The 14,968-nt window shown below is 70.9% G+C and carries 12 protein-coding genes; 1 reads left to right on the forward strand and 11 read right to left on the reverse strand.

All coding sequences use genetic code 11. The annotated features are described in order from the left end of the window. Positions 1-70 precede the first annotated feature (70 nt). The 11 genes from F8566_RS48770 to F8566_RS48820 form a co-directional block, all read right to left on the reverse strand. The gene (locus tag F8566_RS48770) at positions 71-931 is read right to left on the reverse strand and encodes a TIGR03936 family radical SAM-associated protein (RefSeq protein ID WP_192810281.1); all 861 of its coding nucleotides are present in this window, start codon (positions 929-931) and stop codon (positions 71-73) included. Between the two features lie 141 nt (positions 932-1,072). After that, positions 1,073-2,995: a TIGR03960 family B12-binding radical SAM protein gene (locus F8566_RS48775; RefSeq protein ID WP_151571194.1), complete on the reverse strand. Its 1,923-nt coding sequence runs from the start codon at positions 2,993-2,995 to the stop codon at positions 1,073-1,075. A 56-nt stretch (positions 2,996-3,051) separates the two neighbouring features. Then, entirely contained in the window at positions 3,052-4,266 is a 1,215-nt protein-coding gene (gene rodA, locus F8566_RS48780) for a rod shape-determining protein RodA (protein WP_225994222.1), read from the reverse strand. Next, positions 4,263-6,365 carry a penicillin-binding protein 2 gene (gene mrdA, locus F8566_RS48785; protein ID WP_151571196.1) on the reverse strand — a complete coding sequence of 701 codons (2,103 nt, stop codon included), beginning with the start codon at positions 6,363-6,365 and terminating at the stop codon, positions 4,263-4,265. The genes rodA and mrdA overlap by 4 nt, the downstream gene beginning before the upstream one ends. Then, on the reverse strand, positions 6,362-6,955 hold the full coding sequence (gene mreD / locus F8566_RS48790; RefSeq protein WP_151571198.1) for a rod shape-determining protein MreD: 594 nt from the start codon (positions 6,953-6,955) through the stop codon (positions 6,362-6,364). The genes mrdA and mreD overlap by 4 nt, the downstream gene beginning before the upstream one ends. A 1-nt stretch (position 6,956) precedes the next feature. Then, positions 6,957-7,955, reverse strand: a complete 999-nt coding sequence (gene mreC, locus F8566_RS48795) for a rod shape-determining protein MreC (protein WP_151571200.1) — start codon at positions 7,953-7,955, stop codon at positions 6,957-6,959. A gap of 42 nt (positions 7,956-7,997) precedes the next feature. Then, on the reverse strand, positions 7,998-9,032 hold the full coding sequence (locus F8566_RS48800) for a rod shape-determining protein (RefSeq protein WP_151571202.1): 1,035 nt from the start codon (positions 9,030-9,032) through the stop codon (positions 7,998-8,000). 254 nt (positions 9,033-9,286) lie between these two features. Continuing rightward, positions 9,287-9,697: a nucleoside-diphosphate kinase gene (gene ndk / locus F8566_RS48805; protein WP_151571204.1), complete on the reverse strand. Its 411-nt coding sequence runs from the start codon at positions 9,695-9,697 to the stop codon at positions 9,287-9,289. A 74-nt stretch (positions 9,698-9,771) separates the two neighbouring features. After that, the gene (locus F8566_RS48810) at positions 9,772-11,688 is read right to left on the reverse strand and encodes a hypothetical protein (RefSeq protein WP_151571206.1); all 1,917 of its coding nucleotides are present in this window, start codon (positions 11,686-11,688) and stop codon (positions 9,772-9,774) included. A 124-nt stretch (positions 11,689-11,812) separates the two neighbouring features. Beyond that, positions 11,813-12,139, reverse strand: a complete 327-nt coding sequence (locus F8566_RS48815; RefSeq protein WP_151571208.1) for a DUF4233 domain-containing protein — start codon at positions 12,137-12,139, stop codon at positions 11,813-11,815. Between the two features lie 42 nt (positions 12,140-12,181). Further along, positions 12,182-13,552 carry a bifunctional folylpolyglutamate synthase/dihydrofolate synthase gene (locus F8566_RS48820; RefSeq protein ID WP_151571255.1) on the reverse strand — a complete coding sequence of 457 codons (1,371 nt, stop codon included), beginning with the start codon at positions 13,550-13,552 and terminating at the stop codon, positions 12,182-12,184. 149 nt (positions 13,553-13,701) lie between these two features. On the opposite strand from F8566_RS48820, the gene F8566_RS48825 reads away from it, so the two are divergent. Further along, positions 13,702-14,934: a folylpolyglutamate synthase/dihydrofolate synthase family protein gene (locus F8566_RS48825; protein WP_225994223.1), complete on the forward strand. Its 1,233-nt coding sequence runs from the start codon at positions 13,702-13,704 to the stop codon at positions 14,932-14,934. Positions 14,935-14,968 lie beyond the last annotated feature (34 nt).

The following is a 14,968-nucleotide window of genomic DNA, read 5'->3' on the forward strand; positions in this document are numbered from 1 at the left end:
GTCGTCGGGGGCGCGCCGATCTTTCCCTGCGGGCCGGTTCCGTGGCGGCGCCACGGCTTCAGCCCGTCGATCAGGCGCTGACGGCATCCGCGCTCACGGCTTCGCCGGAGATCGGGAGAGCAGACCCCTGGGCCGCCTCGGCATCATCGCCGGACGGCTGGTCGTTCTCCCGGTCGGAATCCAGCGGATCCGCAAGGCCACCGGTGTCCGCGTCGAGGGGCCCCTGCGCCAGCCTGGTCACCAACGGCGGTGACGGCGGCGCGAGGTCGGCGACCTGGCGCAGTCCGGTGAGGATGTCGTCGGGTCGTACGGCAGGTGTTGTATGCCGAACAACCATTCGAAGTATCGCACAAGGGGCATCGGCCGTCTCCTCGGCACGCCGGTCCAGCTCCAGAGCGGACACGGCGGCACGGACGTCGAAACGGCGTCGTCCCTTTTTCGTGAGGCGTTCCACCTCGATCTCGGCGGCGGCCAAGAAGGCGGCCACGGCCGAGGCGGCGTCGTCGGAGGCGACACCGTCCAGCCGGATCCGCCACTCGGACGCCTCGAGCCGATCCGCCAGCGCGCCCGGCTTGGCCTGGGCTTCGCCGGTGCGCACCGGCCGGACCGTCACGACATCCACGATGTCGAGACCGTCGGGCAGGGCGGCGTCGAGATCGGCCCGTACCCGCGCAGGGTCGCGGGGCTCGGTGAGCCCGATCTCGAGGTACTCGGCCTCACTGGCCACCCCTGTTGCCGCCGCACCCGCATACGAGATCTTGGGGTGCGGAGTGAATCCCGCGCTGAACGCGACAGGAATCCCGGCACGCCGAACGGCGCGTTCCACGGCCCGGGAAATGTCGCGATGGCTCGTGAACCGCAGCCTGCCGCGCTTGGCATAGCGCACGCGCAGGCGCTGGACCACGGGGGCCGGCGCAGGGCCCTCCGGCATGGGAGCCAGGGCACTCGTCCTTCCTACTCGCGTCGAGTCGAAAACGTCTCTCTATAGAGTACGGGCTCCCGGTGGTGCTCATCGCTTTCGCGACCTCGGGCCCTGGGGCCCCGCGCCCGGAACCTCGGGCTCGACTGGGCTTCAGACTACCGAGAGAGGAAGCAGGCGCTTTCCGGTGGGGCCGATCTGGATCTCCGTGCCCATGGTGGGGCAGACGCCGCAGTCGTAGCAGGGAGTCCAGCGGCAGTCCTCGACTTCGGTCTCGTCAACCGCGTCCTGCCAGTCCTGCCAGAGCCACTCGCGGTCCAGCCCGGCGTCCAGGTGGTCCCAGGGGAGCACCTCGACCTCGTCGCGTTCGCGGGTGGTGTACCAGTCGACGTCGACGCCGTGCTCGGCCAGGACCTTGTCGGCGCTTCCCAGCCAGCGCTCGAACGAGAAGTGCTCGCTCCAGCCGTCGAAGCGGCCGCCGTCCTCCCAGACCGCGCGGACGACCTGGCCGACGCGCCGGTCACCGCGCGAGAGCAGGCCCTCGACGATCGACGGCTGGCCGTCGTGGTAGCGCAGGCCGATGGCGCGGCCGTATTCGCGGTCAGTGCGCAGCGCCTCTTTGAGAGCCTTCAGGCGCCGGTCCACGGTCTCGTGGTCGCACTGGGCGGCCCACTGGAACGGGGTGTGCGGCTTGGGCACGAACCCGCCGATGGAGACCGTGCAGCGGATGTCACGGCGGCCGGTGGCGTCGCGGCCCGCCTTGATCACGCGCTTGGCCATGTCGGCGATGGCGAGGACGTCCTCGTCCTCCTCGGTGGGCAGCCCGCACATGAAGTAGAGCTTGACCTGGCGCCAGCCGTTCTCGTACGCGGTGGTCACGGTCCTGATCAGGTCGTCCTCGGTGACCATCTTGTTGATCACCTTGCGCATGCGCTCGGAGCCGCCCTCGGGCGCGAACGTCAGCCCGGACCGGCGCCCGCCGCGCGAGAACTCGTTGGCCAGCGTGATGTTGAACGCGTCGACCCGCGTGGACGGCAGCGACAGCGAGGTGTTGGTGCCCTCGTACCGGTCGGCGAGGTCCTTGGCCACCTCGCCGATCTCGCTGTGGTCGGCGCTGGACAGGCTGAGCAGCCCGACCTCCTGGAAACCGCTCTGCTTGAGGCCCTCGTCGACCATCGCGCCGATCGTGGTGATCGACCGCTCCCGCACCGGGCGCGTGATCATGCCCGCCTGGCAGAACCGGCAGCCGCGTGTGCAGCCCCGGAAGATCTCCACGCTGAACCGTTCGTGCACGGTCTCGGCCAGCGGGACCAGGGGCTTCTTGGGGTACGGCCACTCGTCCAGATCCATGACGGTGTGCTTTTCGACCCGCCAGGGCACGCCGGGCCGGTTGGGCGCGACGCGCTGGATGCGCCCGTCCGGCAGGTAGCTGACGTCGTAGAACTTCGGCACGTACACGCCGCCCGAGGCCGCCAGCCGCATCAGCAGCTCGTCGCGCCCGCCGGGGCGGCCCTCGGCCTTCCACTCGCGGACGACCTCGGTGATCGCCAGCGCGATCTCCTCGCCGTCGCCGAGCACCGCCGCGTCCAGGAAGTCGGCGATCGGCTCGGGGTTGAACGCGGCGTGCCCGCCCGCCAGCACGATCGGGTGCTCGTCGCCGCGGTCGGCGGCCTCCAGCGGGATGCCGGCCAGGTCGAGCGCGGTCAGCAGGTTGGTGTAGCCGAGCTCGGTCGAGAACGAGACGCCCAGCACGTCGAACGCCGCGACCGGGCGGTGCGCGTCGACCGTGAACTGCGGGATGCCCTGCTCCCGCATGATCGCCTCAAGGTCCGGCCAGACGCTGTAGGTCCGTTCGGCGAGGACGCCGGCGCGCTCGTTGAGGATCTCGTAGAGGATCTGCACGCCCTGGTTGGGCAGCCCGACCTCGTAGGCGTCGGGATACATCAGGGCCCAGCGGACTTCGGCCTCGTCCCAGTCCTTGACCTGGGAGTTGAGCTCGCCGCCAACGTACTGAATCGGCTTCTGCACCCGTGGGAGCACCGGCTCCAGGCGCGGGAAGATCGACTCAACTGGCATGGGGAGTCCTCCAAGGAAGGATGTGTGGGATCCGACCAGCGTACCCCCAGCTCGGGTCAGTCGAAGGCCCGGCGGCGGACATGGACGGCCTGGAGCAGCCCCAGCGCGATCATGTTGGCGAACGTGGCGGAGCCGCCGTAGGAGACGAACGGCAGCGGCAAGCCGGTGATCGGCATGATGCCCAGCGTCATGCCGACGTTCTCGAACGTCTGGAAGCCCATCCAGCAGACCACGCCGGTGGCGACCAGCGTGCCGAAGAAGTCGGCGGCCTGCGTCGCGATGCGCAGCCCGCGCCAGAACACCACGCCCAGCAAGATGATGATCACCGCGGCCCCGAGGAAGCCCAGTTCCTCCCCCGCCACGGTGAAGATGAAGTCGGTCTGCTGCTCGGGGACGAAGTGGCCGCCGGTCTGCTCGCCCTGGAAGAGCCCCTTGCCGGTCACGCCGCCCGACCCGACCGCGATCCGGGCCTGCTGGGCGTTGTAGCCCGCGCCGCGCGGGTCGGCCGACGGGTCGATGAACGCCGTGAACCGCGCGAGCTGGTAGGGCTTGAGCAGGCCGAAGAACCACGCCGAGAACGCGGCCAGCGCCGCGCCGCCGACCAGCCCGGTCAGCCAGCGCTTGCGCACGCCCGACACGGCCAGCACGCCGAGCACCGTGGCGCAGAAGACCAGCGTCGTGCCCAGGTCCGGCTGCATCATGATCAGAACGGCCGGGATCCCCGCCAGCCCCAGCGCCAGCAGGATGTCGCGCCGTCCCGGGCCGACCTCGCCGTCGCGCGGCTCGCCGAGGAGCATGGCGAGCAGCACCACCAGGCCGACCTTGGCGAACTCCGACGGCTGGATCTGGAACCCGCCGCCGATCACGATCCACGAGTGCGACCCGTTGATCGTCGAGCCCACGGGCGTCAGCACCAGCACCAGCCCGACGCAGGCGAGCACGTACAGGATCGGCACGTACGCGCGCAGCAGCCGGTAGTCGAGCACGGTCGCGACCCCGCCCAGCACGAAGCCGATGACCAGGTTGAGCAGGTGCCGCTTGAAGAAGGCCTCGGGGTCCTTGCCCTGCTCGGTCAGGAGCTGGAACGTGGCGGACCGCACCAGCAGCGCGCCCACCACTGACAGCGCGAACACGACGAGGATCAGCGTCCAGTCGAGCCTGCGGAGGCTCGCCAGGCGCCGCCGCCAGATGCCGTGGTCGCCGTAGCCGCCGACCGACCCGGCGCCGCCCATCCCGCCGATGCCGCCGATGCCGCCGATGCCGCCGATCATGAGGGCGCCCCGGTGCCGGCCCTGCCCGTGACGCCGCCCGAACCGATTCCCAGCTTGGGCAGGGTCGCGGGCAGCTTGCCGTCCTTGAGGGCAGGCTTCTTGCCGCCCAGGCCGTACATCGCCTCCCAGATCTCCCGTACGGCGGGCGCGGCCAGACCGCCGCCTGTGCCGCCCTGGGAGAACATCGCCACCACCGCGAAGCGGGGCTTGTCGGCCGGGCCGTACGACGCGAACCACGAGGTGTCGTCCTTGCCCCAGACCTCGGCGGTGCCGGTCTTGCCGGCCACGGCGACCTTCTTGAGGTCGAAGCCGGCGAACGCCCCGCGCGCGGTGCCCGACTTGGGCACGTCGGCCAGGCTGTCCCGGATGTACTTGAGCACCTTGGGATCCACCGGAAGGCGCTGCGCCTTCGGCGTGTCGATGCGGCGCGCGACCGAGCCGTCCGGCCGCACGACCGCCTGCGCGATCCGCGGCACGACCAGCCGCCCGCCGTTGGCCACCGCCGCGTACGCCCTGGTCAGCTGGAGTGGAGTGACGAGCATGTCGCCCTGGCCGATGGCGAGGTTGGCCGCGTCACCGGCGCGCCAGGCGAAGCCCTCAAGGCAGTTTTCGGCCGCGATCTTCTTGACGTAGGCGGCGCGTCCCGGGTCCTTGCGTTCGAGGTCGGGGTAGCCCTCCTTGGCGGCCTTGCAGTCGGCGTTCTTGGTGGCGTTCCAGTAGTCGCGCTTCCACTGCCGGTCCGGGATCCGCCCGGGGGTCTCACCCGGCACGTCGATGCCGGTGCGGGAGCCGAAGCCCCACTTGCGGATCATGGTGACCATCGGGTCGGCGGGCTTCTTCTTGGGCTTCATGCCGCCGTCGCGCAGCCACGCCTCGTACGCGAACTTGTAGAAGATCGTGTCGCAGGAGACGACCAGGGCACGGTGCAGGTTCATGCTGCCGTGGGCCTGGCCCTCGAAGTTGCGGAAGGCGCGGCTGCCGACCATGTAGGAGCCGGGACAGCTGTAGGTGCCGTGCAGGTCGTAGCCGTCGGCGATCGCGCCGGTCAGGGTGGCGATCTTGAACGTGGACGCGGGAGCGAACTGGCCCTGGGTCGCCCGCGAGATCAGCGGCTCGCCCTTCTTCTTGCCTAGGAGCCCCTCGTACTCGTCCTCGGAGATGCCGCCGGTCCAGATGGCCGGGTCGTACGTGGGGTAGCTGGCCAGCGCCACGACACGGCCGGTCTGCACGTCCATCACGACCGCGGCGGCGGAGTCGGCCTTCCTGCCCTGGGAGCGCGCGCTTTTGATCCCGTTCTCCAGCGCCTTCTCGGCCGCCTCCTGCACCTTGGCGTCGAGGCTGGTCACCAGGTTGCCGCCGGGGATCGGCGACTTCTCCTGGGCGGTGCCCGTCACCCGGCCCTGGCTGTCGACCAGGACCTTGCGGAAGCCCGGCTCGCCGCGCAGATCGCTGTCATAGGTGGCCTCCAGGCCGTCCCTTCCGATCAGGTCGACGCCGCTGTAGCCGGTGACCTTGAGGCCCTTGCGCTTGTCGAGCTCCTCCTGGGTGATCGGCTGGAGGTAACCGAGGGCCTGGACCGCGGCGGCGCCCTCGGGCTCGGGGTACTCGCGGACGGGCTGGACGGCCGCCGTCACACCGGGGTACTCCTCCTGCCGCTCCATGATCTGCAGCGCGCGCTTGGGGTCGACCCGGTCGTCGACGGGGATCGGCTGGTACGGAGATCCGGGCCAGCAGGGCCGCTTGACCGTGGGCCCGCAGAGCCGGATCCGCTTCTCCAGGTCGGCCCGGGAGGTGCCGAGCGTCCTGGCGAGCCGGTCGAGGACGCCCTTGCCCTTGTCCTTCTGCCGCGCGAGCGCGGTGCGGTCGACCGAGACGACCAGCGCGGTGCGGTTGCGGACCAGCGCCCGCCCCGAGCCGTCGAGGATCATGCCGCGGACGGCGGGCACCACGATGTCGCGGGTGCGGTTCTCGGCGGCGATCTGGCGGTAGTGCGCGCCGTCGAGGACCTGCATCGTCCACAGCCGTCCCATCAGGACCAGCAGCATCGCCCCGACGAGCACGTACAGTACGACGAGCCGGAAGTGGGTCCTGGAGTTCACAGCCGCGTCCCCACTCCGCTCCGGTAGCTCGCGGCGGGCACCACGGAACGATCCCGGGACGGGCGTTCTCCGCGTTCGAAGCGGCGGGTCACGCGTAGCACGGCCCACACCACGAAGGGGCTCGCCATCACGTCGTAGAGGACCTGCAACGGCACGATGCGCGTCACGATCGTCCAGCTCGCGCGCGGGTCGCCGAGCAGCATCCCGGTCGCCGCGTACAGCACGGTCGCGACCAGGGCGCCCGCCGCGACGGCGAAGAACGGCACCAGCGACTGGCGGTCCATCTCGTCGGAGGCCAGCCCGCAGACATGGCCGATCAGGCAGTAGACCAGCGCGTACCGGCCGATCGTGTGGTCGGCGGGCGGGATGATGTCGGCCGCCAGCCCCGCGCAGAACCCGGCCACCAGCCCGGTCAGCGACCCGTTGACCAGCGCCAGCGCCACCACCGTCAGCAGGACCAGGTCGGGCGTCACGCCACCGGGCAGCGGCAGCCGGTTGGCCACCGACACCTGCAGGATCAGCGCGGCAACGATCACGACCGCCGTGAGGACGTTGCGGCCGGCCGGCGACACCTCCGGTGTGTTCAGCACATCAATCCCCCGATGACGGCTTGGTGGACGGCTTCTTGGACGGCTTGCCGTCGCCCGCCGGCTTGCGGTCGCCCGGCTTGCCGCTCGGCGTGGCGGAGGGGGTGGCCGACGGCGTCGGCTTGGGCTTGGGCGGCAGCACCGCGTCGCGCGGATCGGCCTTGGGCGGGGCCACCACCACCGCGACGACGTCGAGGCTGGTGAACTTGGTGAACGGGCGCACGTAGGCGATGCGGTTCAGGTCCCCGACCGGCTGGTCGATCCGTTCGATGACGCCGATCGGCACGCCCGGCACGTACGGCCGCTCCGCCTGGGAGCCGAGCGTCACCAGCCGCTGGCCCACCTTCATCGGCGCGGTGGCGTTGAGCAGCTGGAAACGCAGCGGCGTGCCGCCGCCGTCGCCGAGACCCCGGCGGCCGCGGCCCTGCACGATGCCGATCTCCTGGGAGTCCTCCAGGCGGCTGCCGACCTGCGAGGTCACGTCGGTGGCGAGCAGCACCGTGGCGGTGGCCGGGCCGACCCGGACGACGCGGCCGACCAGGCCGTCGGCGCTCATCACGGTCATCTCCGGCCGGACGCCGCTGCGCGAACCCACGTCGATGGTGACGGTGTCCTCGAAGCCCTGCCCGGCGGAGATCACCTTCGCCGCCGCGATCTTGTAGCCGCCCATCCCGGCCGAGCCCAGCAGCCGGTCGAGCTGCGCGGCGCGGTTCTGGTCGAGCCGGCTCGCGCGCAGCTGCTCGCGGAGCCGCTGGTTTTCGCGTTCGAGCCGGTCGGCGCGGCGCCGTTCACCCGGCGCGTCGGTGAACGCGTCGAAGGTGTTGCCGATCGGCCGCACCACCGCCGCCGACGCACGCTCCACCGGGCCGAACACCGTGGCGCCGACCCCGCGAAGGCCGCGCAGCGGCGAGCTCTCCCCACCGCGATAGTCGACTGTGATCAGCGCGAGCGCCACGACGAGGAGCAAGCCGAGGACCAAGCGGGTCCGTCGGGTGTCCTTCACCCACTGACCTCCCTTTTTCCGTGCGCGAAGGGGGCTGGGCGGTCAGTGTCGCGGCTCGGGGACGAGGACCTGACGCAACGATTCGAAGTCCTCGACGCACTTGCCGGTGCCGAGGACGACCGAGTCGAGCGGGTTGTCGACGAGGTGGATCGGCATGCCGGTCTCCTCGCGCAGCCGCTCGTCGAGGTTCTTGAGCAGGGCTCCGCCCCCGGTGAGGGCGATCCCGCGGTCCATGATGTCGCCGGACAGTTCGGGCGGGCACTTGTCGAGGGTGGTCTTGACCGCGTCCACGATGGCGTTGACCGGCTCCTCGATCGCGCGGCGCACCTCCTCGGAGGAGATCACCACGGTCTTGGGCAGCCCGCTCACCAGGTCGCGGCCGCGGATCTCCGCGTGCGGTTCGTCGTCGCCGCCGGGATAGGCCGACCCGATCGCCATCTTGATCTCCTCCGCGGTGCGCTCCCCGAGCATCAGGGAGTACTCCTTCTTGGAGAACGAGATCACGGCCTGGTCGAGTTCGTCACCACCGACACGCACGGACTGGCTGGTCACGATGCCGCCGAGCGAGATGATGGCGACCTCGGTGGTGCCGCCGCCGATGTCGACCACCATGTTGCCGGTGGGCTCGTACACGGGCAGCCCGGCGCCGATCGCGGCGGCCATGGGCTCCTCGATGATGTAGACCCGGCGGGCGCCGGCCTGGTAGCCGGCCTCCTTGACGGCGCGCTGCTCCACCCCGGTGATGCCGCTGGGCACGGCCACCACGATGCGTGGTTTGGCGAAATGCCGTCGCTTGTGCACCTTTTGGATGAAATAGCGCAACATTCGTTCGGTGACGTCGAAGTCGGCGATGACACCGTCCTTCAGCGGACGTACGGCGACGATGTTGCCGGGAGTGCGGCCGATCATGCGCTTCGCCTCGATGCCCACCGCAACGATCTTGCCTGTATTGGTATTGATCGCTACCACAGAGGGCTCGTTCAGGACGATGCCGCGCCCGCGCACGTACACCAGCGTGTTAGCGGTACCGAGATCGACCGCCATGTCACGGCCAAGAAAAGACAGCTTGTTACCCATGAAGAAAGGGAGCCCTTCATGTTGGCGGGCGTGCAGAGCGGCGTAACCATCGTAACGCGCTGAAGCGGTGCGAGGCAGACACCGCACCGGGGCGTCTTGCCTAAAAATCAGAGGCCTACCAGGCCAGTTTTGGCAAAAACACACGCGGGCCGGATCCATCCGGCCCGCGTGTGTCAGCTTTCCCCGTCCCCCGTCCTCTGAAACTGCCGGACACGTGGACAGGTCGGGACGCTTGTCGGCGCCCCTCAGGGGTGTCAGCCCAGCTCAGGGAAGAACAGCTTGATCTCGCGCGCGGCGGACTCGGGCGAGTCGGAGCCGTGCACGATGTTCTCGCCGATCTCCAGCGCGTGGTCGCCGCGGATGGTGCCGGGCGTGGCCTTGACCGGGTCGGTGGCACCGGCCAGCGCGCGGAAGGCCTCGATCGCCCGCGGGCCCTCGACCACCATCGCGACCAGCGGGCCGCCGGTGATGAACTCGACCAGCTCGCCGAAGAACGGGCGCTCGCGGTGCTCGCCGTAGTGGTCCTCGGCGGTGTCCCGGGACAGCGTGCGCAGCTCCAGCGCCACGATCTTCAGGCCCTTGCGCTCGATGCGGGAGATGACCTCACCGACCACGGCACGGCGGACGCCGTCGGGCTTGACCAGAACAAGAGTGCGCTCGGACACGGATAGTTCTCCTCGTACAGGTGGGATTACGCGAGAAGGTTACCCGGCCCGGCAGCCCGTTTTCGCCCCGATGGCTACGCCTCGCTCGCCGCCTTCGCAGCGGCCTTCGCGGCGGCCTTCGCGGCGGCCTTCTCCGCACGGCGACGGCCCTCGGGACGGGAAGCCCGCTCGCGTGCCGCGGTGACCCGGACACAGGCGGCGACCAGCACGACGGTCAGGACACCGGCCGCGATCACCCAGATGCGGAATCCGGCGGTGAGCCCGTAGAGCTGCTGGGCGCCGTTCTCCGGACGCAGGCGCTGGATCTGGCCCGCCTGGAGCGCGAGCACCAGAAGCTGGCCGACCAGGACGGCCGGGAAGCTCAGCGTCAGGCCGAACAGCGCCGCACCCACACCGGCGTCCCGGAGCGACGCGGCGAGCGCCATGCCGAGACCGGCCCCCAGGGGAACGAGCGGAGCCAGGAGCAGCCAGGGATCCGAGGCGACGTCGGTGGCCAGGCAGACGAGCACCGCCACGATGGCGAGGCCGTGCCCGCCCAGTACCGCCCCGCGCGCGGCGTCCCGTGACATCCGTACGGTGGCGACGGCTCCCAGGAGCGCGGCGAGAGCGGCGGCGCCGAACGGGACGAGATACAGGCGCGGGTCGGCCGCGCCCCGCATCATCGCCGACGCGTTCGCCAGCCCGGCCAGCGGCCCGGCCAGCGGGTAGGTGAGCAGGCCGATGGTCACCATCACGACCGCGCAGCCGAACGGGCTGCCCGTGGCCGTGTCGCGGCTGCCCACCACCGCCAGGCCGAGCAGCGCGGCCATCGCGATGCCGCCGACGACGAGCTGCGCACCCGGCGACCATCCGTAGGTGGTGACGACGGCGAGGAACGCGAACCCGGCGGCGGGGACGGCGGGCAGCAACAACTGGCCGCGTTCGGCCCGCCGTGACGAGGCCAGCCGGCTGCGGCCCCTGAAGATCATGCAGAGGAACGCGGCGGCGAGCGCGGCGGCGGCGATGGCCGGGTACGGCGCGAGCGCCACGCGCCAGTCGGCGGGCGGGACACCGCCGCCAGGGAGCGGCGTCGCATGCAGCGCCAGCGGCATCGCGACGATGAGCGAGGCGGCCAGCATGCCCGCCCAGATCACGGTGAGGAAGCGGCTCCGCCTCTCCGCCACCAGGACGAGAACGGCGGGCAGCACGGCACCGGCACCGGCACCCTGGAACACGCGGCCACCGGCGATCATCGGCACCGTCTCCGCGTACCGCGCCGCGCCGATACCGCCCAGCAGGAGCGCGAACCCGAACACGAGAACGAGGCGCGGCGAGAACCGCCGGGACGCCACGGCGAAGACCGGTACGGCCAGCAGGAGCGCGGGCAGCGCGAGCCCGGCGGCGCGGATCAGGGCCGGCAGGCCCGCGTTGTCGAGGCCGAGGGCGTCACGGGCGGGCACCAGCACGTTCATGCTGGTGTTGGGCAGTGCCAGCGCGATCGCGGGCAACGCGGTGAGCGTCAACATGAAGACGCCCATGGATGCGAACCACTCCCGCACCCGCCACGGCCGCACTTCCGCGCCATCCCCCTCGACGTCCTGATCAGAGGGATGCCGGGTGGACGGATCAGTGCGCTGCTCAGCGGACGAACCTGCGTACGGCTCGGTGGGCGAACCGGTGTCCGATTCAGCGGACGAGCCGGTGGGGAGCGGGTCGCCGGACGAGTCGACAGGCGGACCGGCGGGTGAATCGGGGGACGGATCGGTGGGTGAGTCGGGGAACGGATCGACGGATGAGTCGGGGCGCGGATCGGCGCGCAGGCTGGCGGGTGAGCCGATGCGCGTGCCGGTGGGCCGGGCGAGGGGCTGACCGGCGGGCGGTTCGGTGGTGACCCGGTCCCGGCGGACGGGACGTTCGACCGGGATGGTGAAACCGTCGGGGCGGTCGAAGGTGACGGTGCGGTCGGCGGGGTCGTCGGTCGGGAATTCGCTGGGATCCTCGTGGGGGGACACGGCCTTCTCCTTCAAGAGGGCGTCATCCACCGAGGCACTTCCCGCAAAAGTGCAATGTCCGATTTGTGCGATAAATTAGAATCGCGAATATCGGCGGATGAGTTGAAACGCCGTGCCCGCGAATTTAGCGCGCCTGCGCGCTTTCCGCCTTGCGTCCGAGCCAAATGGACGTTCCCCAAAGCAACCCGAAAAGGGCACCAAGGAAGAACATGGTCGGCACCATGAAACCGGTGGCAATGATCAGCACCTGGAGCCCGCTGCCCGCCGCGACCGCCCACGGGAAGCGCAGCGTCCCGGCCAGCAGGAGGCAGGCCACCGCGAGCCCGCCGCAGACCAGGCCCGCGACCGCGCCGTTCACGTCCAGCACCGAGATCGCGACCGGGATGGCGAGCGCGATCACGATCGCCTCGCAGGTCAGCACCGTCGCCAGCAACCGTCGTGCGGCGTTCATCGGCTCGCTCCGCTCGCGTTCATCGGCTCGCTCCGCTCGCGTTCACTTCGATCCCTCCACCCGCAGCAGGGTCCGCGCGTCGCCGACGGTGACCACCGAGCCGGTGATCAGCACGCCCGCACCCTGGTATTCACCGGTCTCCTCGGCCAGCCCGATCGCCCGGTCGATGGCGTCGTCCAGACGCGGGGACACGTGCACCCTGTCGGCGCCGAAGATGCCCTCGGCGATCTCGGCCAGTTCCTCGGCCGGCAGGGAACGGGGCGAGGAGTTGCGCGTCACGACCAGCTCGGCGAGGACGGGTTCGAGCTGGTCGAGCATGCCGGCGACGTCCTTGTCGGCGAACGCGGCGAAGACGCCGACCAGGCGGTTGAAGTCGAACGCCTCGGTCACGGTGGCGACGCTCGCCTCCATGCCCGCCGGATTGTGCGCCGCGTCGAGCAGCACCGTCGGCCCGGTCCGGACGACCTCCAGCCGGCCGGGCGAACCGGCCTTGGCGAAGCCGCTGCGGACCAGCGCCGGGTCGAGCTGGCCCTCGTCGCCGCCCACGAAGGACTCGCCCGCGGCGATCCGCGTGGTCGCCTCCAGGTTGGCCTCTCCCCTGGTCGGCGCCCCACTGGCGAAGGCCTCCACGGCGGCCAGCGCGCATGCGGCGTTGCTCGCCTGGTGGTCTCCGAACAGCGGCAGGAAGACCTCGTCGTAGACGGCGTGCAGGCCCTGGATGCGCACCATCTGGCCGCCGAACGCGATGTCGCGGTGCACCGCGCCGAACTCGATGCCCTCCCGCGCCGCCACCGCGCCCACCTCGGCGACCCGGCGCAGCAGCACCTCGGCCGCCGCCACCGGCTGCTGCGCCAGGACGACGATCGCGCCGGGCTTGATGATCCCGGCCTTCTCGGCCGCGATCTCCTCGATCGTGTCACCGAGATAGCGGGTGTGGTCCAGGCCGATCGGCGTGATCACGGCCACGGTCCCGTCGGCGACGTTGGTCGCGTCCCAGGCGCCGCCCATGCCGGTCTCGATGATCGCGACGTCCACCGGCGCGTCGGCGAACGCCGCGTACGCCATCGCGGTCAGCACCTCGAAGAACGACAGCCGTGCGCCGTGCTTGTCGTCGATCAGCCGCACGTACGGGAGCACGTCCCGCAGGGTCTCGACGAAGTGCTCCTCGGAGATCGGCTCGCCGTCGATCGCGATCCGCTCGCGGAGGGTGGTCATCTCCGGGCTGGTGTAGAGGCCGGTGCGCAGGCCGCGCTCGCGCAGCAGCGCCTCGATCAGCCGCGCGGTGCTGGTCTTGCCGTTGGTGCCCGCGACGTGGATGACGGGATAGGAGCGCTGAGGCTCCCCCAGCAGGTCCACCAGATCGCGGATCCGGTCAAGGGTGGGATCGATGTCCCATTCGACCCCGCGGCCCATGATCTCGTTGACGGCGTCGCGGTAGTCGAGCGGCTCGTTTACCTGGCTCACGTTGCTCCATGCCTGCGGAAAGTGACCTTTGCAGCCTACTTGCCCTGGGTCCGCGGCCCGGCCGCGACGCCCGGGAAGGCGCCTGTAACCATGGGCAGGTGACGGCCGACGAGGTGTTCTTCCGGGAGTGGCAGGCGCGGGCCGCCGGCGAGACCCGCAGCCTGGCCCGCGCCCGCGCCCTGGCGGAGGTCCTGGGCGTCCTTCCCGCGGGCGTTCCCGTCCTCGTGGTCGTCGGCTCCAAGGGCAAGGGCACCGCGGCGACCTATGCCTCCGCTTGCCTGGCCGCGGCGGGCCTGCGCGTCGGCACGGTGACCAGCCCGGGCCTGCGCGGCAACCGCGACCGCATCCGGGTGAACGGGCAGGCGGTCAGCGAGGCGGAGTTCGCGTCACTTGCCGAACGGCTGGAACGGGCCATCGGCTCCCTGCCGCCGAGGACCGGCGGCTACCTCGCGCCGACGGGTCTCTTCACGTTGTCGGGAGTCGTGCAGGCTCGGGAACGAGGTGCGGACGCCCTCGTGCTGGAAGCGGGCATGGGCGGCCTGGGTGACGAGGTCTCGCTGTTCAGGCCGGAGGTCGTCGCGATCACGCCGATCTTCAGCGAGCACGTCGGCGTCCTCGGCGACACCCCCGCGGCCATCGCCACCGAGAAGGCGGGGGTCGTGGACGCGCTGACCCGGCACGTCGTGTCGGCCCCGCAGACCCCGGCGGTCGCCGAGGCTTTGGAACGGACGGTCGAGGCTCGTACACGCAAGAAGGGGCTGGTGGAGTACGTCGAGATCGCCGATGTCCCCCAGGAACACCTGCCGCCAGGTCTCGTCCAGCGGGCCGCCCAGGTCGGCTGCTCCGCCGCGCTGCGGCTCCTGGAGGGCGAAGGGCTCGCACTTCCGGACGCGGAACGGCTGGAGGCCGTGCTGTCCACGGTCGTCCTGCCCGGCCGCCTTTCGTGGCACCGGGTTCCAGGCGCGGACACCGAGGTGCTGGCCGACTGCGCGATCAATGGCACCGGCGTGGCCATGGCCCTGGTGACCGCCCGGGAGCGGTGGGCCAACATCGACCACGTCGTGCTGTGTTTGCCCGACCACAAGGACCTGGACGGCGCCATCGCCGCACTCGGAGCGCTGCCGGTGACGTTCGTACGGCTGCCGTACGAACGGCTGCGCTTCACCCGGCCGCTCCCCTCGTCCTGGGAGGTGATCGAGGCCGCCGAGCTCACCCCGGATCGCCTGGCCGGCCTGGGGCGTCACGTCGTCGCCCTCGGCACGGTCTACTTCATCGGCCAGATCCTCGATCTCGTCGACGCCGACACCACGCGTCTCTTCACGGCGCCGTAGGGCCGCGAAGCAGATCGCGGGAGGTCATGGGAGG

The organism is Actinomadura rudentiformis, from assembly GCF_008923185.1.
Lineage (GTDB): Bacteria > Actinomycetota > Actinomycetes > Streptosporangiales > Streptosporangiaceae > Spirillospora > Spirillospora rudentiformis.

Bases quoted from the DNA above. Each gene is read 5' to 3' on its own strand.
- F8566_RS48815 (WP_151571208.1), bottom strand. From the start codon at position 12,139: ATGAACGCCGCACGACGGTTGCTGGCGACGGTGCTGACCTGCGAGGCG.
- rodA (WP_225994222.1), bottom strand. From the start codon at position 4,266: ATGATCGGCGGCATCGGCGGCATCGGCGGCATCGGCGGGATGGGCGGC.
- F8566_RS48820 (WP_151571255.1), bottom strand. From the start codon at position 13,552: ATGGGCCGCGGGGTCGAATGGGACATCGATCCCACCCTTGACCGGATC.
- F8566_RS48775 (WP_151571194.1), bottom strand. From the start codon at position 2,995: ATGCCAGTTGAGTCGATCTTCCCGCGCCTGGAGCCGGTGCTCCCACGG.
- F8566_RS48770 (WP_192810281.1), bottom strand. From the start codon at position 931: ATGCCGGAGGGCCCTGCGCCGGCCCCCGTGGTCCAGCGCCTGCGCGTG.
- F8566_RS48800 (WP_151571202.1), bottom strand. From the start codon at position 9,032: ATGGGTAACAAGCTGTCTTTTCTTGGCCGTGACATGGCGGTCGATCTC.